Annotated in this window: 20 protein-coding genes; 9 read left to right on the top strand and 11 right to left on the bottom strand. The window is 67.8% G+C overall.

All coding sequences use genetic code 11. From position 1 onward, the window contains the following. Positions 1-110 precede the first annotated feature (110 nt). Positions 111-314, bottom strand: coding sequence for a DUF1127 domain-containing protein (locus tag WI697_RS05960; RefSeq protein ID WP_014748361.1), 204 nt, complete (start codon positions 312-314; stop codon positions 111-113). 513 nt (positions 315-827) lie between these two features. Between WI697_RS05960 and WI697_RS05955 the strand changes: the two genes are divergently transcribed. Together WI697_RS05955 and WI697_RS05950 are read left to right on the top strand one after the other, a co-directional pair. Beyond that, complete coding sequence (locus WI697_RS05955; protein ID WP_296716475.1) at positions 828-2,048, top strand: ABC transporter substrate-binding protein; 1,221 nt, start codon at positions 828-830, stop codon at positions 2,046-2,048. Positions 2,049-2,225: 177 nt separating this feature from the next. Next, the gene (locus WI697_RS05950; protein ID WP_296716472.1) at positions 2,226-2,675 is read left to right on the top strand and encodes an Rrf2 family transcriptional regulator; all 450 of its coding nucleotides are present in this window, start codon (positions 2,226-2,228) and stop codon (positions 2,673-2,675) included. On the opposite strand, the gene WI697_RS05945 is transcribed toward WI697_RS05950, so the two are convergent. Together WI697_RS05945 and rtcR are read right to left on the bottom strand one after the other, a co-directional pair. Beyond that, positions 2,676-3,500 carry a nucleotidyltransferase domain-containing protein gene (locus WI697_RS05945; RefSeq protein WP_345957879.1) on the bottom strand — a complete coding sequence of 275 codons (825 nt, stop codon included), beginning with the start codon at positions 3,498-3,500 and terminating at the stop codon, positions 2,676-2,678. Between the two features lie 85 nt (positions 3,501-3,585). After that, complete coding sequence (rtcR, locus tag WI697_RS05940) at positions 3,586-5,193, bottom strand: RNA repair transcriptional activator RtcR (RefSeq protein WP_345957798.1); 1,608 nt, start codon at positions 5,191-5,193, stop codon at positions 3,586-3,588. Between the two features lie 196 nt (positions 5,194-5,389). Here rtcR and WI697_RS05935 point away from each other — a divergent pair, with 196 nt between their 5' ends. Both WI697_RS05935 and WI697_RS05930 read left to right on the top strand, forming a co-directional pair. Beyond that, entirely contained in the window at positions 5,390-6,631 is a 1,242-nt protein-coding gene (locus WI697_RS05935) for an RtcB family protein (protein WP_345957796.1), read from the top strand. Between the two features lie 116 nt (positions 6,632-6,747). Further along, entirely contained in the window at positions 6,748-7,119 is a 372-nt protein-coding gene (locus WI697_RS05930; protein WP_345957795.1) for a VOC family protein, read from the top strand. Between the two features lie 9 nt (positions 7,120-7,128). Here the strand turns inward: WI697_RS05930 and WI697_RS05925 are convergent, their stop codons facing one another. Next, the gene (locus tag WI697_RS05925) at positions 7,129-8,535 is read right to left on the bottom strand and encodes an SLC13 family permease (RefSeq protein WP_345957794.1); all 1,407 of its coding nucleotides are present in this window, start codon (positions 8,533-8,535) and stop codon (positions 7,129-7,131) included. 135 nt (positions 8,536-8,670) lie between these two features. On the opposite strand from WI697_RS05925, the gene WI697_RS05920 reads away from it, so the two are divergent. From WI697_RS05920 to WI697_RS05910, 3 genes are all read left to right on the top strand, one after another. Further along, positions 8,671-9,612 (top strand): LysR family transcriptional regulator, encoded by a 942-nt coding sequence (locus WI697_RS05920; protein ID WP_345957793.1) that lies wholly within the window; start codon positions 8,671-8,673, stop codon positions 9,610-9,612. Continuing rightward, positions 9,591-10,460 (top strand): LysR family transcriptional regulator, encoded by an 870-nt coding sequence (locus WI697_RS05915; RefSeq protein ID WP_062767413.1) that lies wholly within the window; start codon positions 9,591-9,593, stop codon positions 10,458-10,460. Before WI697_RS05920 ends, WI697_RS05915 begins: the two co-directional genes overlap by 22 nt. Positions 10,461-10,595: 135 nt before the next feature. Beyond that, a complete protein-coding gene (locus WI697_RS05910; protein WP_345957792.1) occupies positions 10,596-11,765 on the top strand; it encodes an MFS transporter in 1,170 nt (389 codons plus the stop codon). 71 nt (positions 11,766-11,836) lie between these two features. Here the strand turns inward: WI697_RS05910 and WI697_RS05905 are convergent, their stop codons facing one another. From WI697_RS05905 to WI697_RS05890, 4 genes are read right to left on the bottom strand one after another with little or no spacing between them, the layout of a single operon-like run. Continuing rightward, positions 11,837-12,820 carry a branched-chain amino acid ABC transporter permease gene (locus tag WI697_RS05905; RefSeq protein WP_062767416.1) on the bottom strand — a complete coding sequence of 328 codons (984 nt, stop codon included), beginning with the start codon at positions 12,818-12,820 and terminating at the stop codon, positions 11,837-11,839. Positions 12,821-12,822: 2 nt separating this feature from the next. Next, complete coding sequence (locus WI697_RS05900; RefSeq protein WP_062767418.1) at positions 12,823-13,686, bottom strand: branched-chain amino acid ABC transporter permease; 864 nt, start codon at positions 13,684-13,686, stop codon at positions 12,823-12,825. Continuing rightward, entirely contained in the window at positions 13,683-14,402 is a 720-nt protein-coding gene (locus tag WI697_RS05895) for an ABC transporter ATP-binding protein (RefSeq protein WP_062767419.1), read from the bottom strand. The genes WI697_RS05900 and WI697_RS05895 overlap by 4 nt, the downstream gene beginning before the upstream one ends. Before the next feature lie 19 nt (positions 14,403-14,421). Continuing rightward, positions 14,422-15,228, bottom strand: a complete 807-nt coding sequence (locus tag WI697_RS05890; RefSeq protein ID WP_345957791.1) for an ABC transporter ATP-binding protein — start codon at positions 15,226-15,228, stop codon at positions 14,422-14,424. Positions 15,229-15,876: 648 nt separating this feature from the next. Between WI697_RS05890 and WI697_RS05885 the strand changes: the two genes are divergently transcribed. Next, positions 15,877-16,296, top strand: coding sequence for a DUF2000 domain-containing protein (locus tag WI697_RS05885; protein WP_298652677.1), 420 nt, complete (start codon positions 15,877-15,879; stop codon positions 16,294-16,296). 23 nt (positions 16,297-16,319) lie between these two features. Here WI697_RS05885 and WI697_RS05880 read toward each other — a convergent pair whose 3' ends face one another. The 3 genes from WI697_RS05880 to WI697_RS05870 all read right to left on the bottom strand — a co-directional run bounded on the left by WI697_RS05880 (position 16,320) and on the right by WI697_RS05870 (position 21,035). Further along, positions 16,320-17,021 carry a nucleotidyl transferase AbiEii/AbiGii toxin family protein gene (locus WI697_RS05880; RefSeq protein WP_296716444.1) on the bottom strand — a complete coding sequence of 234 codons (702 nt, stop codon included), beginning with the start codon at positions 17,019-17,021 and terminating at the stop codon, positions 16,320-16,322. Continuing rightward, positions 17,018-17,248, bottom strand: a complete 231-nt coding sequence (locus WI697_RS05875; RefSeq protein ID WP_296716442.1) for a hypothetical protein — start codon at positions 17,246-17,248, stop codon at positions 17,018-17,020. The genes WI697_RS05880 and WI697_RS05875 overlap by 4 nt, the downstream gene beginning before the upstream one ends. 124 nt (positions 17,249-17,372) lie before the next feature. Continuing rightward, a complete protein-coding gene (locus WI697_RS05870; RefSeq protein ID WP_345957790.1) occupies positions 17,373-21,035 on the bottom strand; it encodes a vitamin B12-dependent ribonucleotide reductase in 3,663 nt (1,220 codons plus the stop codon). A gap of 644 nt (positions 21,036-21,679) precedes the next feature. On the opposite strand from WI697_RS05870, the gene WI697_RS05865 reads away from it, so the two are divergent. Continuing rightward, positions 21,680-22,027 carry an NADH:ubiquinone oxidoreductase subunit NDUFA12 gene (locus WI697_RS05865; protein WP_062767428.1) on the top strand — a complete coding sequence of 116 codons (348 nt, stop codon included), beginning with the start codon at positions 21,680-21,682 and terminating at the stop codon, positions 22,025-22,027. The last annotated feature ends 47 nt before the right edge of the window (positions 22,028-22,074 follow it).

Here is a 22,074-nt window from a genome sequence, read left to right as displayed (position 1 = left end):
GCGGGGGAAACGCTTCAGTTATCGCATCGGGATCCGGGGGAGGACGGTTCCAGATGCGAAGCTTGTTTCAGGCGCGATCTCCGGCTATATCCACAGCCGGGCTCGCTGGATCACACGCCGTAGCCGGCAACCTCGTGACCCTGGCGACCATGGGTCGCGACCGAGCGGATCTCGCCGCGCGAGATGCCGATATCGGCCAGCATGCGGTCGTCGAGGGACTTCAGCTCGGCATAGGTCCGACGCTCCAGGCGCCACCGGATCATCCGGGCAACAACGTTCTTCAGCGAGATGACGCCAGGGATGAAGGCGGTCATGACAGGTCTCCTAGGGGCTGCGCCGTCTTCGCTGCCGGGCCGCTCGACCGGTCGCATCCTGAAGGTCTTTCAGGGCTGCGTGCTTGGGGGGCTCGGTCGGGGCGCCTGAGCTGCGGCGGCGCATCGTGTCGTTTCGATGAGCTAGAGATACGCCTGATCGATCGGTTTCGGGAGGGGTCCATTTCGCACTGCAACAATGCAGCTTCTGCATGGCACCAGACCCGTGCGCGATCTGCATGGCTTTCCTATCAGGCGTAAGGCGAGTTTCCCCGCTTCTGGTTCCGCGCTCAGCCGTGCATAATGGCCCCAGCCCGAGCCCGGGGAGGCCGGGACAGGCGGCCCGCGCGGGAGAGATGGCGCAGGGCTTTCCTGCTCCGGAACGACGGCTCGCGGTGGTCGGATCCGGGCCGGCCGGTTGCCGAAGGTGACCGCCCAAGGCCCCCGCCGGACGCCGCGGCACCCGGGTCGTCGACGCATGATGTTGGATCGCAACCAGAAAAAGATGGGGAAGCGATGAAGCTCAATCCGATCCGGACCGCCACTGCGGCCGTTGTCGCCTCGATGATCGTCGCTGCGGCGCCGGCCTGGGCCGCCGGAGCGAAGATCGGTGCTCTGATGCCGCTGACCGGCGACCTTCAGGCCTATGGCGTGGCCTCGGTGACCGGCTCCGAGCTTGCGATGGAAGAGATCAACGCGCAGGGCGGCGTGCTGGGCGGCAAGCTGGCCCTGGAAGTGGCCGACACCCAGACCAACGCCCAGGCGGGCGTGGACGCGGCGCAGCGTCTGGTCTCGGTGGCGGGTGTCAACGCGATGGTCGGCGCGCTCTCGTCGGGCGTGACCATCCCGGTCGCCACCACGGTCTCGGCGGCACGCATGGTGCCGCAGATCTCGCCGGCTTCGACCTCGCCGGTGATCACCTCGCTCGACGACAAGGACTTCCTGTTCCGCTCGGTGCCGTCGGATGCGCTGCAGGGCACGGTGATGGGCCAGCTCGCCGCGAACGAGGGCTACAAGACCGTGTCGGTGATGTACATCAACAACGACTACGGCCAGGGCCTGGCGGAAGAATTCGCCAAGACCTTCGAAAAGGGCGGCGGCAAGGTTGCGGCCTCGCTCGCCTTCGAGCCGGGCAGCGCCTCCTATCGTGGTGAGCTGACCAATGCCGCCAAGGACGGTGCCGAGGCGCTGGTCCTGATCGCCTACCCTGAGAACGGCACCACCGTGGTCCGTCAGGCGCTGGAAGAGGGGCTGTTCACCAAGTTCGTCTTCTCCGACGGCCTGAAGGCGCCCGAAATGTCGCAGGCGATCGGCGAGGAATACCTGAAGGACACGGTCGGCATCGCGCCGGAAGCCGTGGCCGACAGCCCGGCGGCGGCGAAGTTCCGCACCGCCTACGAGGCGAAGTTCAAGCAGCTGCCGCCCAAGCCCTATATCGACACCACCTATGACGCGGTCTATGTCCTGGCGCTGGCCATGGAGAAGGCCGGCTCCACCGACGGCACCAAGATCCGCGATGCGCTCCGCGAGGTCGCCAACGCCCCCGGCGAGAAGATCCTGCCGGGTGAGTGGGAAAAGGCGGTGAAGCTGATCAAGGAAGGCAAGGACATCGACTATGTCGGCGCTTCCGGCTCGCTCGATTTCGATGCCGCCGGCGACGTGTCCGGCACCTTCGCGATCTACGAGTTCAAGAACGGCACCGTCGAGACCCGCGAGATCGTCGAGCCCAAGCTCTGATCGATCCTTCGGGATACAGACCTGACGACAGGCGCGGCGGCCGGGCAACCGGCCGCCGCGTCTTATTGTCCGGGGGAGGCGCCCCGGGCCGGATGCCCCTGGCATATAGACGCATTCGGGATATATCTTAGAAAGCGGCTCCCGAGGGGCCGGCACCGCCGCCACCGGAGCACGCCGATGCGCCTGACCACCTTTTCCGACTATGCCCTGCGCAGCCTGATCTTCGTGGCGGTGGCCCCCGACCGGCTGGTCACCATCGGCCAGATTGCCGAGGCCTACGACATTTCCCGCAACCATCTGATGAAGGTGGTCCACCAGCTGGGCCGGCTCGGCTATCTGGAAACCGTGCGTGGCAAGGGCGGCGGACTGCGCCTGGGGCAGGCGCCCGAAGACATCCGCATCGGCGCGGTCCTGCGTGAAACCGAGCGCGACAGCGCCCTGCTCGAATGCTTCGACACCCACGGCAATTGCCGCATCCTGCCCGCCTGCGTGCTGCGCGGCGCGCTGGCCGAAGCGGCCGAAGCCTTCTATGCCCATATGGACCGCTACACCCTGGCCGACCTCACCCGCCCGCGCTGCGACATCGCCAGCCTGCTCGGCCTCGACCGCGCGACCGACGCGGCCTGATCAGCGGCGGGCGTCGCGGCGTCGGATGGTGTCGCGGAAGAAAGTCTCCGCCTCGGCGCGCGCCGCCTCGCCCAGATGTACCCGGCCGGTCATGAAGATCGCCCGGGCCTCGGCGAAGGTGTCGTCGATGAAAGTGGCCAGAACCGGGTCGAGCGGCTCGGTGCCGAGTTCTCGGGTCCGCGCCTTACGGGCCATCAGTGCCTCGGCGATTGCCGCGACGGCCGCAGGCGGCTCGCATTCCGCCATCAGCGTCGGGAAATGCATCGGTGGAATGCCTGCGTCCGGATGCAGCCGCAGCCATCTGAGGGCGGCCGCAGGCCGCAGCGCATAGAAGATCTTCTTCTGTGGGACGGACTGCCCGTCGCCGAAATACGTCATGCGTTGGCGTTCACCCAGATGCAGATAATGGCGGGCGATCAGTTCGCGATCGGCATGACGCATGGCAAAGTCGAGCAAGCCTTGCCGGAAGGCCTGATCTCCCCGATAGACGATGGGGGAGCGCAGCCATTCCAGGATCACGGCATTACCCTTCAGCATCAGCTTCAGCGCCTTGGCCAGATCCCAGCCATTGACGTCGAACACGCCCTCGACCGGGGTCTCGATCACATCGCGCGGCGGCCAGGGCGAGAGATAACGATCCGTGTGACGCAGATAGACGAACCGGCAGTCATAATCGCTGTCGGGTGAGGGAAAGCCCCAGGCCCGGCTGCCGCTTTCAACGGCCAGCAGGATGGTCATGTCCTCTGCGGCTTCGAGGTCGTCGAGGCGGCGGTCGATCCGGGCCACCACCTCGGAGTCCATGCCCGGATCGATCCGACGGAGCATCGTCACCAGGCCCTCCATCCATCTGCGGTATAAAGCCCACCAGAATGCCATCAGCAGCCGTGATGGGCGAGACCGGACATGTCCGTCAGTCAGGGCTGGCCTTGATCATCGACCAGTCAAGCCCGAACCGGGCCAGATATTTGCGCAGCCGGTCGGCGTCGTTTGGCGCGGCTTTCCGGGCACGCGAGGCTGCGAACAGGGCCCGCCCGGCGGCGCTCAGGCTGGGTGTGCTGCGGCAGACACGCACGACCTCGGCCAGCTGGACCCGGTCAAACGGGTCGATCTCCGCCAGCCGTGTCTCGCCCAACAGGCCGGGCAGCGGGTCCTCCCGGGCCGAAGCAGTCCTTCGCTGCCAGGCCCGTTCCAGCCGCTCGATCTCTTCCGCCACCACCTCTTCGGTGATCCGCCCGCCGGGGGCGAGGGTTGCCATCCGGGTGACTGCGGCGCCGAGGTCGCGGAAATTCCCCGGCCACAGCCCGCCTGGGCCGGTGGCGAAGGCCAGGAAGCGCTGCCGGGCCTCGCGACTGAACGAGACCTGGCGGCCTTCCCGGACACCATGACGGCGTAATTCCTCGTCGAGATTGGGGTCGATGTCTTCGGGCCGGCGGGCAAGCCCCGGCAGGTCGAAGCTCCAGAGGTCGATGCGGGCAAGCAGATCCTCGCGGAACCGGCCGTCCGCCACGGCGGTGCCGAGGTCGCGATTGGTGCCGGCGATCAGCTGAAACCGGCTCGCTGCGTCGCGATCGGCACCCACCGGCAGAAATCGGCCCTCTTCGATCGCGCGCAGGATCATCGCCTGTTCGTCCAGCCCCAGTTCGCCGATCTCGTCCAGAAACAGCAGCCCGCCATCGGCCGCGCGCAACAGCCCGGCCCGTTCGGCCACCGCCCCCGTGAAGGCGCCGCGGACATGGCCGAACAGGGCCGACATGGCGCCGTCACCGCGCAGGGTGGCGCAGTTGACCTCGACGAAGGCGCCATCGACCTGTCGGCGCTGCTTCTTCAGGTCGAAGATCCGGCGGGCGAGGGCGGTCTTGCCGGCGCCGGTCGGGCCGGTCAGCAGGATCGGCGCGGTCGAATGCAGGGCCACCCGTTCGATGCGCTCGATCAGCCGGTTGAAGCCGGGATTGCGGGTGTCGATCCCGGCTTTCAGGAACGAGGTACGCTCGCGCCGTTCCTGCCCGAAGCGGCCGGCGATGCGGTCATAGCGCGCCAGATCGATGTCGATGATGGTGTGGCTGCCGAAACCGCCCGGCCGTTCCCTGGCCGGCGGCGGCGACACCTGGATCAGCCGTGCCGGGATGTAGCGCGCTTCCACCAGCAGGAACCAGCAGATCTGCATCACATGGGTGCCGGTCGTCATGTGGATCAGATAGTCCTCGGCCTCGGTGTCGAAGGGAAAGCTGCGCGCGAAATCATGCAGCAGGCCATAGACCTCTTCGAAATCCCAGGGATCGCGGATCGTGACCTCTTCGGGGCGCACCTCCACCCGGGGCGCGATCAGGTGGATATCATCGACAAGCCGCGCCACCAGTTTGCGGGCACCGGCCCCGTGCAGAAGATGCAGCCGGTCGATGCCGATCCCCGGCTGCTGGATCAGCGAGATTGTCGGCCGCCAGGCCTTCCAGCGATGCGGGCCGGCCGCCACATCCAGCGTGGTGCCCACGAACCCGATCACGACCCGGCGCTTCGACATGGTCTTATCCTGACGTATAACTTCCGAGATGACAGGATCATATCCGGCCGGGATGCCTCTGCCCAGCCGGTGCGACCTCTGGCCATCAGGCCGTTACAAAGCAAGGGCTTGGGTGGATTTCCCTCGCGCAGGGCCGGTCTGGCACGCGCCTCGCAAAGAGCGCCACGCCACCTTTCGCAGTTGAGGACCACCTCCGATGGCTTTCGATCTTCTGGCGCATCGCTACGAACCCGCCCGCGACCGGCCGGCCGCACCGGTCAAGATGTGGACCCGCGGCGTGCCGGTCGATGAATTGTCGATGCGGCAGCTGCTTAACACCGCCTCGATGCCCTTCATCCACAAATGGCTGGCGGTGATGCCCGATGTCCATCTGGGCAAGGGCGCCACCATCGGCTCGGTGATTCCGACCGTGGGCGCGATCATCCCGGCCGCGGTCGGGGTCGATATCGGCTGCGGCATGATGGCGGTGCGCACCTCGCTCACCGCCGATGATCTGCCCGACAGCCTGGCGGGCATCCGCTCGGCGCTCGAAGCCGCCGTGCCCCATGGCCGCACGGTCGGGCGGAAGAAGCGGGATGTCGGGGCGTGGGGCGACGATCTGCCCCCGGCGGTGACGGAAGCCTGGGCCGGCCTCGATGCCGGCTATCGGGCGCTGATCGCCCGGCATCCTGCCCTGGTCAAGGGCAATGCCATTGTCCATCTGGGCACGCTCGGCACCGGCAATCACTTCCTGGAAGTCTGCCTGGACGAGGTGGGCGGGGTCTGGATCATGCTCCATTCCGGCTCGCGCGGGATCGGCAACATGATCGGCACCCGGTTCATCGAGCTCGCCAAAGAGGATATGCGCCGCTACCACCTGGATCTGCCCGATGCGGATCTGGCTTATCTGCCCGAGGGCACGGCGCATTTCGACGATTACGTGATGGCGGTGGAATGGGCGCAGCATTTCGCCCTGACCAATCGCCGGGTGATGATGGACCATGCGGTCGCCGCCCTTCGGCAGGTGATCAGGCGGCCCTTTGATGCGGCGTTGGAGGCGGTGAACTGCCACCACAATTATGTGGCGCGTGAGTGGCATTACGGCCGCGAGGTCTGGGTCACCCGCAAGGGGGCGGTGCGTGCGGCCGCGGGCCTGCCCGGCATCATCCCGGGTTCCATGGGGGCGAAATCCTTCATCGTGCGCGGCAAGGGCAACCCCGAAAGCTTCTGCTCCTGCTCCCACGGCGCCGGGCGGGTGGTCTCGCGCACCGAAGCCCATCGCCGCTTCACCCTCGACGATCATCTGCGCGACACCGCCGGGGTCGAATGCCGCAAGGATGCGGGCGTGCTCGACGAGACGCCCAAAGCCTACAAGGACATCGACGCGGTGATGGCCGCCCAAGCCGATCTGGTCGAGGTGGTCCACACCCTGCGGCAGGTGGTCTGCGTCAAAGGATGACATGCCGCAGGGGCGACGCCGCACATCCCCGGCTGTTGACAGACCCTGTCAGCAGCCAGGGCGCATGATCCCGTCAGGGCGGCTCATCGGGGGCTGCCCGAACGGGAGCGGAAACGATGACCCATCCGAGCTATGCGCTGCTCTATGTCGCCGACCCGGCGGCCAGTGCCACCTTCTATGCCGATCTCTTCGACACCCGCCCGGTGGATGTGTCCCCGGCCTTCGCCCTGTTCGCGCTGGAGGGCGGCATGATGCTTGGTCTGTGGGCACAATCCGTGGTTGCGCCGGCGCCGTCGGCGGCGCCGGGGGCATCCGAACTCGGCATCCGCATGGCCGATGATGCCGCGGTGGATGCCGCCTTCGCCGACTGGCAGGCCCGCGGCGTCACCATCGCCGCGGCGCCGATGAAGCAGGGCTTCGGCTACAGCTTTATGGGCCTCGACCCCGACGGGCACCGGCTCAGGGTCTATGCGCTGGCCGGCGGCTGACGGCGCCGGTCAGATCACCCCGATCACCCGCAGCCACAGCACCTGCAAAGGCCAGAGCACCAGAATGGTGACGATCGCGGTCAGCAGGCAGAGCTTCGCCACATCGCGGATCGGCAGCCCGCCGATCAGGATCGCCATCATCAGCGGCGGGGCCTGATAGGGCAGGATGACGGTCGAGAAGCCCATCACCTGCGCCGCCAGGACGGCGGGGGTGGCAAGGCCGGTGGCGGCGGCGAGGTCGCCGGTGAGCGGGGTGAGGATGGCGGGCACGCCGGGCAGGGTGGTGGCCATCGCCACCACCGTCGCCAGCCCGCCGGTGCGGAGGAAGTTGCCGGCGGCATCCCCCGGTTGCAGCCCCACCGCATCGAGCAGCACGGCGGCCAGCCAGTCGCCGAGCCCCGCATGCACGATCAGCGCACCGAGCCCGATGACGCCGCCGGCATAGAAGATCGGCTCCATGTTCAGGGTCTGCAGGGCGCGGGGCGGCAGAAAGGCGAAGCGCGGGATCAGGCAGATCACCGCCACCGTCATGCTGACCCAGGCGGGCGAGATGTGGTGCAGCGCGTCGGTCATCCAGAAGCCCAGCGCCACCAGCAGCACCAGGGCCAGCCGGCGCTGGTCGCGGGTCATCGGTGCCGGGCGGTGGGGGCGCGTCACCGGCTTCTGCCGGCCGCGGCCGTAGAGAAACAGCAGCACGCCGGCCAGGACCAGCGTCTTCAGCAGCCCCAGCACCGGGAAATTGGTCATCAGATAGGTGGAGAAGCTGGGCACGGGCGCACCCGCCGCTTCCAGGATGCCGACCATGATGTTGTTCGGCACATTCGCGGGCAGGATGGTGAATGACGGCAGGAAGGTTCCGATCACCCCGGCCAGCATCATCCCCGCATGCCGGCGGTCGCCGGGCTGATGGCCCAGATGTTCGCCCAGCGCCGCCAGGATCGGCAGGATCAACACGATCCGCCCCATGGCCGACGGCATCAGGAAGGCCATGACCAGGCCGAAGGCGAGCGCCCCCAGCAGCGCGCCCCGATAGCTGGTGCCCACCCGCCGCGCCAGATGGCCGGCGATCCAGGCGCCGAGCCCGCTATGGCGGACGGCGACCCCGATCACCAGCCCCGAAAAGATCAGCCAGAAGGCCGAGGAGGTGAGGCCCGAAAACACCACCTCGGGCGGTGCCAGCCCCGTCAGCATGGCGATGGTGAAGAAGCCCAGCGCCGTGACCGATTCCGGCAGCAGCCCCGTCGCCCAGAGCCCGAGCGTCATCACCACCAGGGCCGCCGCCGGCGCCGCCGCGGCGTCGAGACCACCCGGTGCGGCGCCCGCCTCGGGCAGCAGGCGGATGGCCGCGCCCACGATCAGCAGCAGGCCGGCGATGACGGCGGTGACGAGCGGCGGGCGGGCAGCGGTGGCGGACATGGGCTGGCAGGTCTCCGGGCAGGCGGGGAACGTGGGGAGGATTTCCCTATCCGCCTCATCGCGCAAGCCGCTGAAACTTGACCTGCCCTGTGCGTGAATGCACAGATGGAGATGAACCTTCCGGAGGCGGGCAGGATGGCGGCAGGCATGGACTGGGACGATCTGAGGCTGTTTCTGGCCGTCGCCCGCGCCGGCAGCCTGACGGGGGCCGGCCGGGCCCTGGGTGTGCGCCATTCGACGGTGCTGCGGCGGATGGCGGGGTTCGAGGCGCGGCTCGGGCTCAGGCTGTTCGATCGCGGGCCGGGCGGGTATGCGCTCACCGCCGCCGGCCGTGAGCTGCTGGAAGAGGCGGCGGAGGTCGAAACCCGGCTGGTGGCGCTGGAACGGCGGCTGTCGGGCCGTGATCAGCGGCTGACCGGCACGGTGCGGATCGCGACGCTCGGCGCGCTGGCGCCCTGGCTGGCCGAGGCGCTGGCGGCGTTCCGGGGGCTGCATCCCGGCATCCGCACCGAGATTGCCATTTCCCATGAAACCGTCAGCCTTGCCAGGCACGAGACCGATATCGCGATCCGGATCAGTCGCAACCCGCCCGACAGCCTGATCGGCCGGCGGATCGCGACCCTGGTCCACGGCATCTATGGCGCCCGCGATCGCCTGCCGCTGCCGCCGGGGGCCGCGCTTGCCGAGGCCCCCTGGGTGACCTATGCCCAAGGGCGGGCGGATCTGCCCCAGGCGCGCTGGGTGGCGGCCAATATTCCCGACAGCCAGGTCGTGCTGCGCACCGACCATACCGGCATGCTGATCCAGGCGGTCAGGGCCGGCATCGGTCTCGGGCTCTTCGCCTGCTATCTCTGTGATGCCGATCCGGGGCTGGTGCGGTTGCGCACGCTCAACGGGCTGGGCTTTGACCTCTGGATCCTGACCCATCCCGATCTGCGCGACACGCCCAGGGTGCGGGTGCTGATGGATCATCTGGCGGCGGCCCTTGCCGCCCGTCAGCCGGCCCTGACCGGGCAGATGCCGGCCATGGATCGGCAAGAGCGGGGGGAGGGGGAATGGACGGGCTCGGCAGATTGACCCTGTTCCTGCAGGTCGCGGAAGCGGGCAGCTTCGTTGCCGCCTCGCGCCGGCTCGGCATTTCCGCCTCGGCGGTGGGCAAGGGCATCGCCCGGCTGGAGGAGCGGCTGGGTGTCACCCTGTTCCGCCGCACCACCCGCAGTCTCAGCCTCACCGATGAGGGGCTGCTGTTCCTGGAACGCTGCCGGCGGATCCTGAGCGAGATCGAGGCGGTGGAACTGGAGCTTGAGCGGCGGGCGACCACCCCGCGTGGCCGGCTGCGTGTCGCGCTGCCGCTGGTGCATCACCTGCTGCTGCCGGCGCTGGCCGCGTTCAATGCCGCCCATCCCGGGATCGAACTGCATCTCGATTTCTCAGACCGGCTGGTCGATCTGGTCGAAGAAGGTTTCGACGTCGCCATCCGAACCGGGCCGCTGGCGGATTCCCGGCTGAAGAGCCGGTTGATCGGCCGCTTCCGTCTGATCCTGGTCGCGGCCCCGGACTATCTGGCCCGCCACGGCACGCCCGCAGGGCCGGATGATCTGGCGGATCATCTCTGCCTGCATCACCGCTTCGCCCAGACCGGCCGGCTGGAGCCCTGGCCGGTGCCCGAAACCGTGCCGCTGCCTGAAAGCGTGGTCGCAACCACGGTGGAGGCCCTGCTGCATCTGGCGCTGGCCGGGCGCGGCATCACCTGCCTGCCGGATTTCACCGTCGCCGCCGATCTGGCGGCCGGCCGCCTGGTTCAGGTGCTGCCCGACAAGGCGGTGCATGACGGGGTGATACAGGCGGTCTGGCCGGCCAGCCGTCAGGCCTCACCCAGGGTGCGGGCCTTCGTCGACGTGCTGCATGATCATCTGAAGACCTGATTGCGGACCGAACTGTCCGGAAAGTCCGGCATATCGGCCGGTTTATTCCGGGGTGGTGCTGATGCCTATTGGAAGCCGGTACCAGACAAGGCCGGGCGGCCGCACCTCCTCCGACATCTTTCCGCAGGGTCCGACATGACGACATCATCCCCAGGCAGGCTGCCGCTCGGTGGCCTGCTCGCCCTCGCGCTCGCGAGTTTCATCACCGTGCTGACCGAGGCATTGCCGGCCGGGCTGCTGCCGGGCATTGCCGCCGTTTTCGACATTCCCGAGGCCCTGGCCGGGCAGATGGTCACGGTCTATGCCGCCGGATCGCTGCTGGCCGCGGTGCCGGTCACCCTGGCGACCCGCGGCCTGCGCCGGCGACCGCTTCTGTTGGTTTCGGTCGCAGGTTTCGTTCTGGCCAATGGCATCACGGCCATCTCCGGCAGCTTCATCCTCACGCTCGTCGCACGCTTTGCCGCCGGGATCGCGGCCGGGGTGCTCTGGGCGCTGCTTGCCGGTTATGCCGCACGCATGGCGCCGGATGCGTTGCGCGGCCGGGCGATCGCCATCGCCATGGCCGGCACACCACTCGCCCTGTCGCTGGGGGTGCCGGCCGGCACTTTCCTGGGGGGCATCATCGGCTGGCGGGCGAGCTTTGCGCTGATGAGCCTGGGGGCCGCGCTGCTGATGGTCTGGATCCGGCTGGGCGTCCCCGATTTCCCCGGCGAGCCGGCCGGCCAGCGGGTGCCGGCGTCCCGGGTGCTGGCCCTGCCGGGGGTGGCGGGCGTGCTGGCCGTGATGATGCTCTATGTCCTCGCCCACAACCTGCTTTACACATACATCGCCCCTCTGCTGGCGCTCGCCGGGCTGGGCGCGCGGGTCGATCTGGTGCTGGCGGTCTTCGGCCTGGCTGCCATCCTCGGCATCTGGGCAACCGGGCTGGTGGTCGACCGGCATCTCCGCCAGGCAATGCAGCTCAGTCTCTGGGGGTTCGTGCTCTCGGCCGTTCTGCTGGCGGCGGGCAGTGACGCTGCGGTGGTCGTGGCAGCCATCGGCCTCTGGGGGCTTGCCTTCGGCGGGGCTGCAACCCTGTTTCAGACCGCACTCGCCCGCGCGGCCGGCCCTGCCGCCGATATCGCCCAGTCCATGCTGGTCACAGGCTGGAACCTTGCCATCGCCGGGGGCGGGCTGGTCGGCGGTCTGCTGCTCGACCTTCGGGGGCCGGACGTCCTGGGCCCGGTGGCCCTGGTGCTGCTGCTGCCCGCGGCCGCCATTCTGGCCGGCGCGCGTCGCCACGGCTTTCCCGCCGCAATGCGCTGACCTTCAAACGCAACCGGGGACGGATGCCGTGGCATCCGTCCCCGGGGTCGTGCGCGACCGGTGGGTCGTCGTCAGCGGACCTCGCGGCGATGGGCCTTGGGGTCGGCCTGGGCGGTGCGCCCGGTGCGGTAGAGCCGTTCTTCCGACAACAGGCCGGCCGGACGGGTGAGCAGGATCACCTGCAGCAGCACGCCGATCAGCAGCAGGCGCAGAGCACCGGCCTGGGTCGTCAGGCTGGCCGGCAGAACCTGGCTGATGATGAACTCGCTGCCCGACCAGATGACCCAGATCACCAGCGCGCCCAGGATGGCGCCCTTGTTGTTGCCGCTGCCGCCGGCGATCAGCATCACCCAGATCAGGAAGGTGCCGACCTCGGGCATGAAGGCTTCGGAACTGATGAAGCCGATGAAATGGGCGTAGAGCCCGCCGGCAAGCCCCATGATCGCCGCGCCGAAGACGAAGGCCTGGATGCGGAAGCCGACCACATCCTTGCCGGCCGCCGCCGCGGTGTCCTCGTTCTCGCGGATCGCGCGGAGCACGCGCCCCCAGGGGGCCTTGCGGGCGCGTTCGATCGCCAGATAGACCAGCACCACCAGCACCAGCACCAGCGCCAGATAGGCGAGTTCGAAATAGCCGCTGTCGAAGAAGGGCCGCGGAATGCCGGGAATGCCGCGCACGCCGTTGGTCAGCCAGGCCTCGTTCTTCAGGAACAGGCGGACGATTTCGGCAATGCCGATGGTCGCGATCGCCAGATAGTCGGCGCGGAGGTTGAGGCAGATCAGCCCGATCACCAGGCCCAGCAGGCCGGCCACGATCATGCCGCCGATCAACCCGATCGGCAGGGGCAGGCCGAAACCGCCCAGATAGCTGCCGCCGCTGTCGGGCCCGGTCAGGATGGCCGAGGTATAGGCGCCGAGCGCATAGAAGGCGACGATGCCGAAATTGAACTGGCCCGACAGGCCCCACTGCACGTTCAGCGCCAGGCAGACGATGGCATAGATGCCGACCGAGGTGAGGAAGAAGACTGCATAGGTTTCAAGACCACCCATACCCATCATCACACCTTCCTCCCTGCGAACAGGCCGGTCGGGCGGACCAGCAGCATCACCACCATGATCGCAAAGGCGACCGCGGGCTTGTAGGCGGGCGAGATCACCATGGTCGACCATTCCTGAACGATGCCGATCACCAGCCCGCCGGCGATGGCGCCATAGGGGCTGCCGATGCCGCCCAGGATCGCGGCGGCAAAGACCGGCAGCAGGATGTTCCAGCCCATGGTCGGGTGCAGGCGGGTGTCCATGCCCAGCAGAACGCCGGCGGTGGCGGCAAGGGCGATGCCGATCGCCCAGGTCCAGATCACGATCCGGTCGACCGAAATGCCGGTGACCTGCGCCAGATCGCGATTGTCGCTCATCGCGCGCATGGCCTTGCCGACCCGGGTCTTCTGCAGGAACAGGTGCAACGCCAGCACCAGGAAGGCGGCGACGCCCACGATCATGAAATGCGCCGGCTTGACCCGGATGTCGCCCAGCCGCACCGGCATCTGAATGCCCGACTGATAGACCTGGGTTTCGGAGCCGAAGATCATCTGCAGCAGGGCGCGCAGGATCAGCGCGGTGCCGACCGACGAGATCAGCAGGATGACCGGCTGGGTCTTGCGCAGGCGGCGATAGATGGTCTGGTCGACGGCAATGGCGAACAGCACCGCACCGGCGGCGCCGAAGGGCAGGGCGATGATCGGCGGCACGCCGAAGGTGGTGACGATGGCGAGCGAGATATAGGCGCCGAGCGTCATGAAGTCGCCATGGGCGAAATGCGGGAAGCGCAGGATCGCATAGACCAGCGACAGACCCACGGCACCCAGCGCGAAGATGCTGCCCAGCACGATGCCATAGACGGTGAGCTGAAGGAGATCGGTCATTCCGCGTGGCCTCCGCCGCCCAGGAACATCTCGGCCACCTCGCGATTGTCGAGCAGCGCCGCCCCGGTATCGGTATAGCGGTCGCGGCCCTGCACCAGCACATAGCCGCGATGCGACATGGCCAGCGCCTGTTTGGCGTTCTGTTCCACCATCAGGATGCCGACGCCCAGTTCATTGATCTTGATGATGTTCTGGAACATCTGGTCGATGATCGCAGGCGCGAGGCCGGCGGTCGGTTCGTCCAGCAGCAGCAGCTTGGGTTCCAGCATCAGCGCGCGGCCCATCGCCACCATCTGGCGCTGACCGCCCGAGAGCGAGCCTGCGGGCTGCCTGCGCTTCTCGCGCATCACCGGGAACAGGTCGTAGATGCGCTCCATGGTCGGGCGATAGTCGTCGCGCCGGATGAAGGCCCCCATCTCCAGGTTTTCCTGGACGGTGAGCGTCGGGAAGACGTTGTTTTCCTGCGGCACGTAGCACATGCCGTGATGGACGATGCGGTCGGGCCGCAGATTGGTGATGTCGTGGCCCTGAAAGCGGACCTGGCCCTGGCGGATCTTCACCAGGCCGAAGACCGATTTCATGGCCGTCGACTTGCCGGCGCCGTTGGGGCCGATGATGACGACGATCTCGCCTTCCTCGACCCGCATGTTGACGCCGTTCAGGATGTCCACTTCGCCATAGCCGCCGCGGACGCCCTCGACTTCGAGCAGGCTCATCTGTTCCTCGTTCGCTGCGTCACGCCTTGCGGCGGAAGGCTTCCGGATCGCCGGCCGAGCCCAGATAGGCGTCGAGCACCGTCTGGTTTGCGCGGATCTCGGCCATGGTGCCCTGGGTCAGCACGGTGCCCTGGGCCATGACGATGACCGGGTCGCACAGCTCGGTCACGAGGTCCATGTCGTGCTCGATGATGCAGAAGGTCATGCCGCGCTCGCGGTTCAGCCGGCGGATCACATCGGCCAGCTTGACCAGCAGGGTGCGGTTGACGCCCGCCGCCGGTTCGTCGAGCAGGATCACCCGGCAGTTGTCGACCATCATGGTCCGGCCGAGTTCCAGCAGCTTCTTCTGCCCGCCGGACAGATTGCCGGCCAGTTCGCCCGCGACATGGGTGATCTCGAGGATGTCGAGCACCTCCATCGCCTTGCGGCGGATTTCGGCATCCTCGCGCTGCACCCGTCCCCAGGACAGCCAGGCCGAGATCAGATTCTCGCCCGCCTGGCCGGAGGGCACCATCATCAGATTCTCGAGCACGGTCATCCGACCGAGTTCGTGCGGAATCTGGAAGGTGCGCACCAGCCCCTGCCGGAACAGCTGATGGGGCTTGAGCCCGGTCACGTCGCGGCCTTCCAGCAGCACCTTGCCGCTGGAGGGCGGCAGGGCCCCGGCGATGATGTTGAAGAGCGTGCTCTTGCCGGCACCATTGGGCCCGATCAGGCCGGTGATGGAACCTTTCGGCACGTCCAGCGAGCAGTCGTCGACGGCTGTGAGCCCGCCGAAGCGCTTCACGATGTTCTGTACGGAAATCAAGGCCGACATCGCTTCCATATGTCGAAGTTGGCCGCATGCCGCACCGATCGTCCCGCGGGGGCCGGACGGCCGGACGGCGGTTGCCCTGATGGAATGCTGCGCGCTGTGGTTTCGCGCGTCCAGCCGTAACGTGTTCGGAAGCACGTGCGGTGCATCATTTCTCCCCCAGCACCGCAGCCCCTCCGCGGGCCTCCCCTGAAGGCTCCGGACCTAAGTAACCAAACCGTCGCGCGCTGGCAACCGCGAAACCCGACCAGAGCGAACGGTGTCGATTCCGAGGTTTGGGCCGCATGTTTCGCGATCCCCGAACCGGTGCGCGATCCCGATTATTTCCGGAAGAGGCGTTCGGATCTGATCCCGACCGCCGGATCGGAATGATATTGCGTTGCACAAGAAATATTGTGCGTGGCCACATCCTGGATCCGGTCGATTTGATCCCGAACTGGTATACCATCATCTCGGGCGTGATTGCGATTGTATGGGAACTCACCACTTCCGGTGGTGCGCAAACTTCTGCCCCGATTGATGCAAAACCGGGACGATCCTGCCTTCCGGCCTCTCTGCCGGCGGGTGGATAGACAGCACATTCCCGCGGCCGCCGCCCAGACTTCGCGACCGGGAGCGGGTGGACGCCCGATCCCGGTTTTCATGCGAAGGGATCCCCGGATGACTGCCGCCAGCAGCCGCATCGCCATCATCATCGACCCGGCCCTGCCGGCCGGACTGCTTGCCAACACCATCGCCGGTATCGCCATCGGCCTGGGGGCCGCCCGGCCTGAACTCGGCGCCGTCGCCCTCACCGACGCCGCCGGCCGCAGCACGGCCACGATCACCAACCTGCCGGTTCCCGTGCTTCAGGCACCGGCGGAGGTGATCCGCAGCCTGCTGCTGAAGGCCCTGCCGGCCCCCGAAGAGGCCACCGTCGTCCCCTTTCCGGGCTTTGCCCGCAGCCTGCACGTCTTCGCCGACTATGTCGCCGCCTTCCCCACGCGCGATCTCGGCACCGAGACGATCGACGGCTTCGGCCTCCTGGGCCCGGACAAATGGGTGCGCTCGCTGACCGGGAGCCTGAAACTGTTGAGGTGAGGCGATATCGTCGCCTTGGTGGATCAGCCGCCCGTCAGCCGCCGGAGATCGGTGCCGAGCGCGTCTACGGCCCTGTCCAGATCCTCCCCGGTCATGCCCAGGCGATCGCGGGCATGGCGGCGGTTGTCCGGCAGGTCGAGCGTCTCGTGAACCCGTGAGAGGGCGGCCAGGACCGAGGGGCCGTAGGCGCCGACGGCCTTTGTGACCGCTGCATCCGGGACAGGGCCCAGATGCTGGATCAGCATGCCGAGATCGATCGCATCCCGCCAGGCGACGGCCTTGTCTGCCCCGCGGTCGGCATTGGCGAGCAGTTTTTCGGCGTACTGGTCGGCGGTGCTCAGCACCGGGCAGCCGCACAGCCGGGCATCTGGCGGATCCAGGTCGATGCGGGCTTCGCGGACGATTTCGAACTTCACCGGTCGGCCGTCGATCTCGATCAGGGCACGCAGGCCGTACTGATCGGCGCGGTGGCCGCGGGGCAGGGTGACGGGGGCTCTGAACAGGCTTCCGAACCCGCCGTCGAAGATGCGCTGACGGAGGAAGCGATACCCTTCCGTGCTGGCACAAAGGAAGTCGACATCGGCGGAGACCCGGTATTCCCCAAGCGCCAGCACGATCGCGGTGCCACCGCCGAAGCGGCAGGCGCCCGCCTCCAGAACCGCCGCGTCCAGCCGATCGAGCAGGACCGCGACCGCCTGATGCTCGGGGCGACGATAGCCGGTCATCGGACCAGCATCCGCCCGGCCCCCCAGCGCCGGGTCAGGCGGTCGATCAGCGCCCGTTCGCGGGGCGTCAGGCGGTCCTGGTCGACATGGCGCCAATTGGCCTCGTAGAGCGCAAACACCTCCGCTTCCGGCAGCGGTCGTGCCGGATCGCGGTTCCAGGCGAGCAGCCGGAGTTCTGGATACTCGGCCGGGACGATGAGGGCGGGTGGGGCGATGTCCTGGGCCATGGCCCTGACTCTAGGCATGGCGGGCCGCCGCTGCCACCAAAACCGAACGCCGCCCCGGTCGGAACCGGGGCGGCGTCGGGTGGTCATCGGGGTGCAGGCAGGGGCGGACGGGCCGCCCGGCCGGTCAGGAGCAGCCGCTGGTCGAGCCGCAGGTGACGCATTTCAGGCAGGTGCCGTTGCGGACCAGGGTCATGTTGCCGCATTCGCCGCAGGGGTCGCCCTCGAAGCCCTTCTGGCGGGCGATGCGGATCGCCTCCAGGCGCTCGTCGACCACTTCGGCACGGCCGATGGCGGTCGGCGACAGGTCTTCATGCGCATGGGCATGCGGCTCGGCATAGGCGGTGGCGGTGTTGCCGCCCGCGCCGCCGCGGAGCACGTAGAGATTGCTGCGCACGAAGCCGGCGCTGGCGAGCCCCATGGCCGCGGCGACCGCGGGCGCCGGGGTGGGGGTGCCGCCCTGGCCGTCTTCGCGGGTGCCCTCGCGCACGCCGCGGCCCACGCTGTCGGGCAGCAGATCGGCTGCCTGGACCGGCTGGACATGGGCAAGGTCGGTGCGGCCCAGATACGAGATCGCGAGTTCCCGGAACACGTAGTCGAGCACCGAGGTCGCCATCTTGATCGCGTCATTGCCTTCGACCATGCCCGAGGGCTCGAACCGGCTGAAGACATAGGCGTCGACATATTCGTCCAGCGGCACGCCGTACTGCAGGCCGATCGAGATGGCGATGGCGAAGGCGTTCATCAGGCTGCGGAAGGCGGCGCCTTCCTTGTGCATGTCGATGAAGATTTCGCCCAGCTTGCCGTCTTCGTATTCGCCGGTGCGCAGATAGAGCTTATGGCCGCCGACCACCGCCTTCTGGGTGTACCCCTTGCGGCGATGGGGCAGGCGCTGGCGCTCGCTCACATACTGGGTGACGATCCGCTCGGCCACCACGCGCGCCTGTTCGGCGGCGGGCCTGGCTGCGAACTCGGCCACCGCCTCTTCCACGTCCTCGACATCGTCGTCCAGGATCATGGCGTTCAGCGGCTGCGAGAGCTTGGAGCCGTCGCGATAGAGCGCATTGGCCTTGAGGCCCAGCCGCCAGGACAGCATGTAGGCCGCCTTGCAGTCTTCCACCGTGGCCGCATTCGGCATGTTGATGGTCTTGCTGATCGCGCCCGAGATGAAGGGCTGCGCCGCCGCCATCATGCGGATATGGGCTTCGGCCGACAGGTAGCGGGTGCCCTTGCGGCCGCAGGGGTTGGCGCAGTCGAAGACCGGCAGGTGCCGGGCTTCCAGCCCCGGCGCGCCTTCCAGCGTCATCGCACCGCAGACCCAGATGTTCGCGGCCTCGATCTCGTCCTTCGAGAAGCCCAGGCCCTGGAGCATGTCGAAAGCCGGATCGTCGAGCTGGGCATCGGTAAAGCCCAGCGCGTCGCGGCAGAACTCGGCGCCCAGCGTCCACTTGTTGAAGGCGAATTTCAGCTCGAAGGCCTGGCCCAGCGACTTCTCCAGCCGCTCGATCGCGGCATCGTCGAAGCCGCGGGCCCGCAGTGCGTCATGGCCGATGGCGGGCGAGCCGGCGAGGGTGCCGCGGCCGACCGCATAGTCGATGATCGCGCGGATCCGCGGCTCTTCATAGCCGAGCCTGGCCAGCGCCTCGGGCACGGTGCGGTTGATGATCTTGAAGTAGCCGCCGCCGGCGAGCTTCTTGAACTTCACCAGCGCGAAATCGGGCTCGATGCCGGTGGTGTCGCAATCCATCACCAGGCCGATCGTGCCGGTGGGGGCGATCACGGTCGACTGGGCATTGCGGAAACCATGGGCCTCGCCCAGCTCCAGCGCCTGGTCCCAGGCGCGGCGGGCGGCATCGCCCAGGCGCGGATCGGGCAGGTTGGCGTGGTCCAGCGCCACCGGCGCCACCGACAGCTGCTCATAGCCCTCGCTCGCGCCATGGGCGGCGCGGCGATGGTTGCGGATCACCCGCAGCATCGCCTCGGCATTGGGCGCGTATTTCGGGAAGGTGCCGAGTTCCTTCGCCATCTCGGCCGAGGTCGCATAGGCGACACCGGTCATGATCGCGGTCAGCGCACCGGAAAGGGCGCGGCCCTCGTGGCTGTCATAGGCAAGGCCCGAGGCCATCAGCAGGCCGCCCAGATTGGCGTAGCCGAGGCCGAGGGTGCGGAAATCATAGGACAGCTGGGCGATGGTCGCCGAGGGGTACTGCGCCATCAGCACCGAGATTTCCAGCGTCACGGTCCACAGCCGGACCGCATGCTCGTAGGTCTCGATGTCGAACGAGCCGTCCTCGCGCCGGAAGGTCATCAGGTTCAGCGACGCCAGGTTGCAGGCCGTGTCGTCGAGGAACATGTATTCCGAACACGGGTTGGACGCGTTGATCCGGCCGTGGGCGGGGCAGGTGTGCCAGTCGTTGATCGTGGTGTCGAACTGGATACCGGGATCGGCGCTCGCCCAGGCGGCGTTGCCGATCTGCTCCCACAGATCCTTGGCGCGGATGGTGCGCACGGCCTTGCCGTCGGTGCGGCGGGTCAGCGTCCACTCGCCATCGGCCAGCACCGCGTTCAGGAAGGCATCGGTGACGCGCACCGAATTGTTCGAGTTCTGGCCCGAAACGGTCAGATAGGCTTCCGAATCCCAATCGGTGTTGAACACCGGGATGTGGAGTTCGGTATAGCCCTGGCGCGCGAACTGAATGACGCGCTGAACGTAATTCTCGGGGATCAGCGCCGCCCGGGCGGCCTTGACCGCGGCCTTCAGCGCCGGGTTGCGGCGCGGGTCGAAGCGGTCGTCCTCGGCCACCTTCAGATCCGAGGCGGCCTTGATCACCGCGTTCAGATGCTTGTTGGCGAGCTTGGAGCCGGTGACCAGCGCCGCCACCTTCTGCTCTTCGATCACCTTCCAGTTGATATAGGCCTCGATATCGGGATGGTCGACATCGACCACCACCATCTTCGCGGCCCGGCGGGTGGTGCCGCCAGACTTGATGGCACCCGCGGCGCGGTCGCCGATCTTCAGGAAGCTCATCAGGCCCGACGAGCGGCCGCCGCCCGACAGCGGCTCGCCCTCGCCGCGCACCGACGAGAAATTGGTGCCGGTGCCCGAGCCGTATTTGAACAGCCGCGCCTCGCGGACCCAGAGGTCCATGATGCCGCCCTCGTTCACCAGATCGTCCGAGACCGACTGGATGAAGCAGGCATGGGGCTGCGGGTGTTCATAGGCCGTGGCCGAGCGGGTCAGCTCGCCGGTGACATGGTCGACGTAATAATGGCCCTGGGCCGGGCCGTCGATGCCATAGGCCCAGTGCAGGCCGGTGTTGAACCACTGCGGCGAGTTGGGTGCGGCCATCTGGTCGGCCAGCATCCGGCACATCTCGTCGCGATAGGCGGCCGCATCGGCTTCGCTGTCGAAATAGCCGCCCTTCCAGCCCCAATAGGCCCAGGTGCCGGCCATGCGGTCGAAGACCTGGGCGGCGGTGCGCTCCCCCGTATAGCGCTCACCCTCGGGCAGGGCGGCCAGCGCCGCCTCGTCGGGTTCCGAACGCCACAGGAACTCGGGCACGCCCTCTTCGGGCACGCGCCGGGTGACGGCGGGAACGCCGCGCTTGCGGAAGTACTTCTGCGCGATGATGTCGCAGGCGACCTGCGACCACGAGGCGGGCACCTCGATATTTTCGAGCTTGAAGACGACCGAGCCGTCGGGGTTGCGGATTTCGCTGGTGGCGGTCCGCATCTCGATCCCCTGGTAAGGGGAGCGGCCATCGACGGTGAGCTTGCGGGCGATCCGCATCGTATCCTGCCTCCATCATGCTGGCGGGCGGCTTGGGGCCCGCTCGCGTGGGATTCAACGGAAAATGGCGACGCAACGACGCCCCGGGCACGGAAACACCCCGAAGCCCGGCCACCGGCGCATCGACTGCATCGGTTCGTTCCCGGGCGCGCGGGGTGTGGTGTCGGGGGTCGGGTCTGTCGGGTTGGGGTTATGTCCGAAGGTCGCCGGCCGGACCGGCGCCAAATCTGCGGCGGGATCCCCGAGGAAGATGTCTTCGGCCTGCCCGTCTGACCCGGATCGTAAGCCTGCACGGCCCCACGCCGCAAGTGTTTTCCGAGCGCCCTGCCTTACAATATCTAGGGGGTCTTGTGGGGGATTTTATCTATATGGTGTGGTCATGTGTGGATAAGCCCGGCGCGCCGGCGCGTTCGCGCAGCATCCGCGCAAAGCCCCGGAGTGCCTTGATTCCGCGCCGGAACCGGGCGATTTTTCCCCGGGTTTTCCACAAGCGGCCTGTGGACAGGATGACTGTCATCGATGCGTAATGCAGCGCCGCGGCCACCCCTGCACGGCACATATGCCCGCCCTGCACGGCCGAGGCTTGCGCACCCGGGGGGCAACCCCTATCTTGGCGGCGGCCAGTCATCCGGATAGTGGACCCCATGACCAATCTCATGACACGTCTTTACACCCTGCGCCACGGCGTGTCCGTGGGCGAGGACGAGTTCGGGAACCGTTATTTCCGGCACAAGGACAACCCGTCCCGGCGCTGGGTGACCTATGGCAAGGGTGTCGACCCGACCACGGTGCCGCCGGAATGGCATCGCTGGCTGCACGGCACCACCGACAAGACCCCGGTCGAGGCGCCGCTGGCGCGCAAGACCTGGGAAAAGCCGTTCGAGCCGAACCACACCGGCAGTGCCGAAGCCTATCTGCCCAAGGGCCATATCCTGGCCGGCGGCGAGCGGCCCAAGGCCACCGGTGACTACGAACCCTGGACGCCGTCCTGATCTGATCGGGTATCTGCCGGCCGGCCCCCATTGCCGGCCGTCGCAGC

This window comes from Tistrella mobilis, assembly GCF_039634785.1.
GTDB classification, from domain to species: domain Bacteria; phylum Pseudomonadota; class Alphaproteobacteria; order Tistrellales; family Tistrellaceae; genus Tistrella; species Tistrella mobilis.
The sequence above is the reverse complement of the archived record's forward strand: the minus strand, read 5'-3'. Positions and strand labels throughout refer to the sequence as shown.

Bases quoted from the DNA above. Each gene is read 5' to 3' on its own strand.
- WI697_RS05960 (WP_014748361.1), bottom strand. From the start codon at position 314: ATGACCGCCTTCATCCCTGGCGTCATCTCGCTGAAGAACGTTGTTGCC.
- WI697_RS05955 (WP_296716475.1), top strand. From the start codon at position 828: ATGAAGCTCAATCCGATCCGGACCGCCACTGCGGCCGTTGTCGCCTCG.
- WI697_RS05950 (WP_296716472.1), top strand. From the start codon at position 2,226: ATGCGCCTGACCACCTTTTCCGACTATGCCCTGCGCAGCCTGATCTTC.
- WI697_RS05945 (WP_345957879.1), bottom strand. From the start codon at position 3,500: ATGCTCCGTCGGATCGATCCGGGCATGGACTCCGAGGTGGTGGCCCGG.
- rtcR (WP_345957798.1), bottom strand. From the start codon at position 5,193: ATGTCGAAGCGCCGGGTCGTGATCGGGTTCGTGGGCACCACGCTGGAT.
- WI697_RS05935 (WP_345957796.1), top strand. From the start codon at position 5,390: ATGGCTTTCGATCTTCTGGCGCATCGCTACGAACCCGCCCGCGACCGG.
- WI697_RS05930 (WP_345957795.1), top strand. From the start codon at position 6,748: ATGACCCATCCGAGCTATGCGCTGCTCTATGTCGCCGACCCGGCGGCC.
- WI697_RS05925 (WP_345957794.1), bottom strand. From the start codon at position 8,535: ATGTCCGCCACCGCTGCCCGCCCGCCGCTCGTCACCGCCGTCATCGCC.
- WI697_RS05920 (WP_345957793.1), top strand. From the start codon at position 8,671: ATGGCGGCAGGCATGGACTGGGACGATCTGAGGCTGTTTCTGGCCGTC.
- WI697_RS05915 (WP_062767413.1), top strand. From the start codon at position 9,591: ATGGACGGGCTCGGCAGATTGACCCTGTTCCTGCAGGTCGCGGAAGCG.
- WI697_RS05910 (WP_345957792.1), top strand. From the start codon at position 10,596: ATGACGACATCATCCCCAGGCAGGCTGCCGCTCGGTGGCCTGCTCGCC.
- WI697_RS05905 (WP_062767416.1), bottom strand. From the start codon at position 12,820: ATGGGTATGGGTGGTCTTGAAACCTATGCAGTCTTCTTCCTCACCTCG.
- WI697_RS05900 (WP_062767418.1), bottom strand. From the start codon at position 13,686: ATGACCGATCTCCTTCAGCTCACCGTCTATGGCATCGTGCTGGGCAGC.
- WI697_RS05895 (WP_062767419.1), bottom strand. From the start codon at position 14,402: ATGAGCCTGCTCGAAGTCGAGGGCGTCCGCGGCGGCTATGGCGAAGTG.
- WI697_RS05890 (WP_345957791.1), bottom strand. From the start codon at position 15,228: ATGGAAGCGATGTCGGCCTTGATTTCCGTACAGAACATCGTGAAGCGC.
- WI697_RS05885 (WP_298652677.1), top strand. From the start codon at position 15,877: ATGACTGCCGCCAGCAGCCGCATCGCCATCATCATCGACCCGGCCCTG.
- WI697_RS05880 (WP_296716444.1), bottom strand. From the start codon at position 17,021: ATGACCGGCTATCGTCGCCCCGAGCATCAGGCGGTCGCGGTCCTGCTC.
- WI697_RS05875 (WP_296716442.1), bottom strand. From the start codon at position 17,248: ATGGCCCAGGACATCGCCCCACCCGCCCTCATCGTCCCGGCCGAGTAT.
- WI697_RS05870 (WP_345957790.1), bottom strand. From the start codon at position 21,035: ATGCGGATCGCCCGCAAGCTCACCGTCGATGGCCGCTCCCCTTACCAG.
- WI697_RS05865 (WP_062767428.1), top strand. From the start codon at position 21,680: ATGACCAATCTCATGACACGTCTTTACACCCTGCGCCACGGCGTGTCC.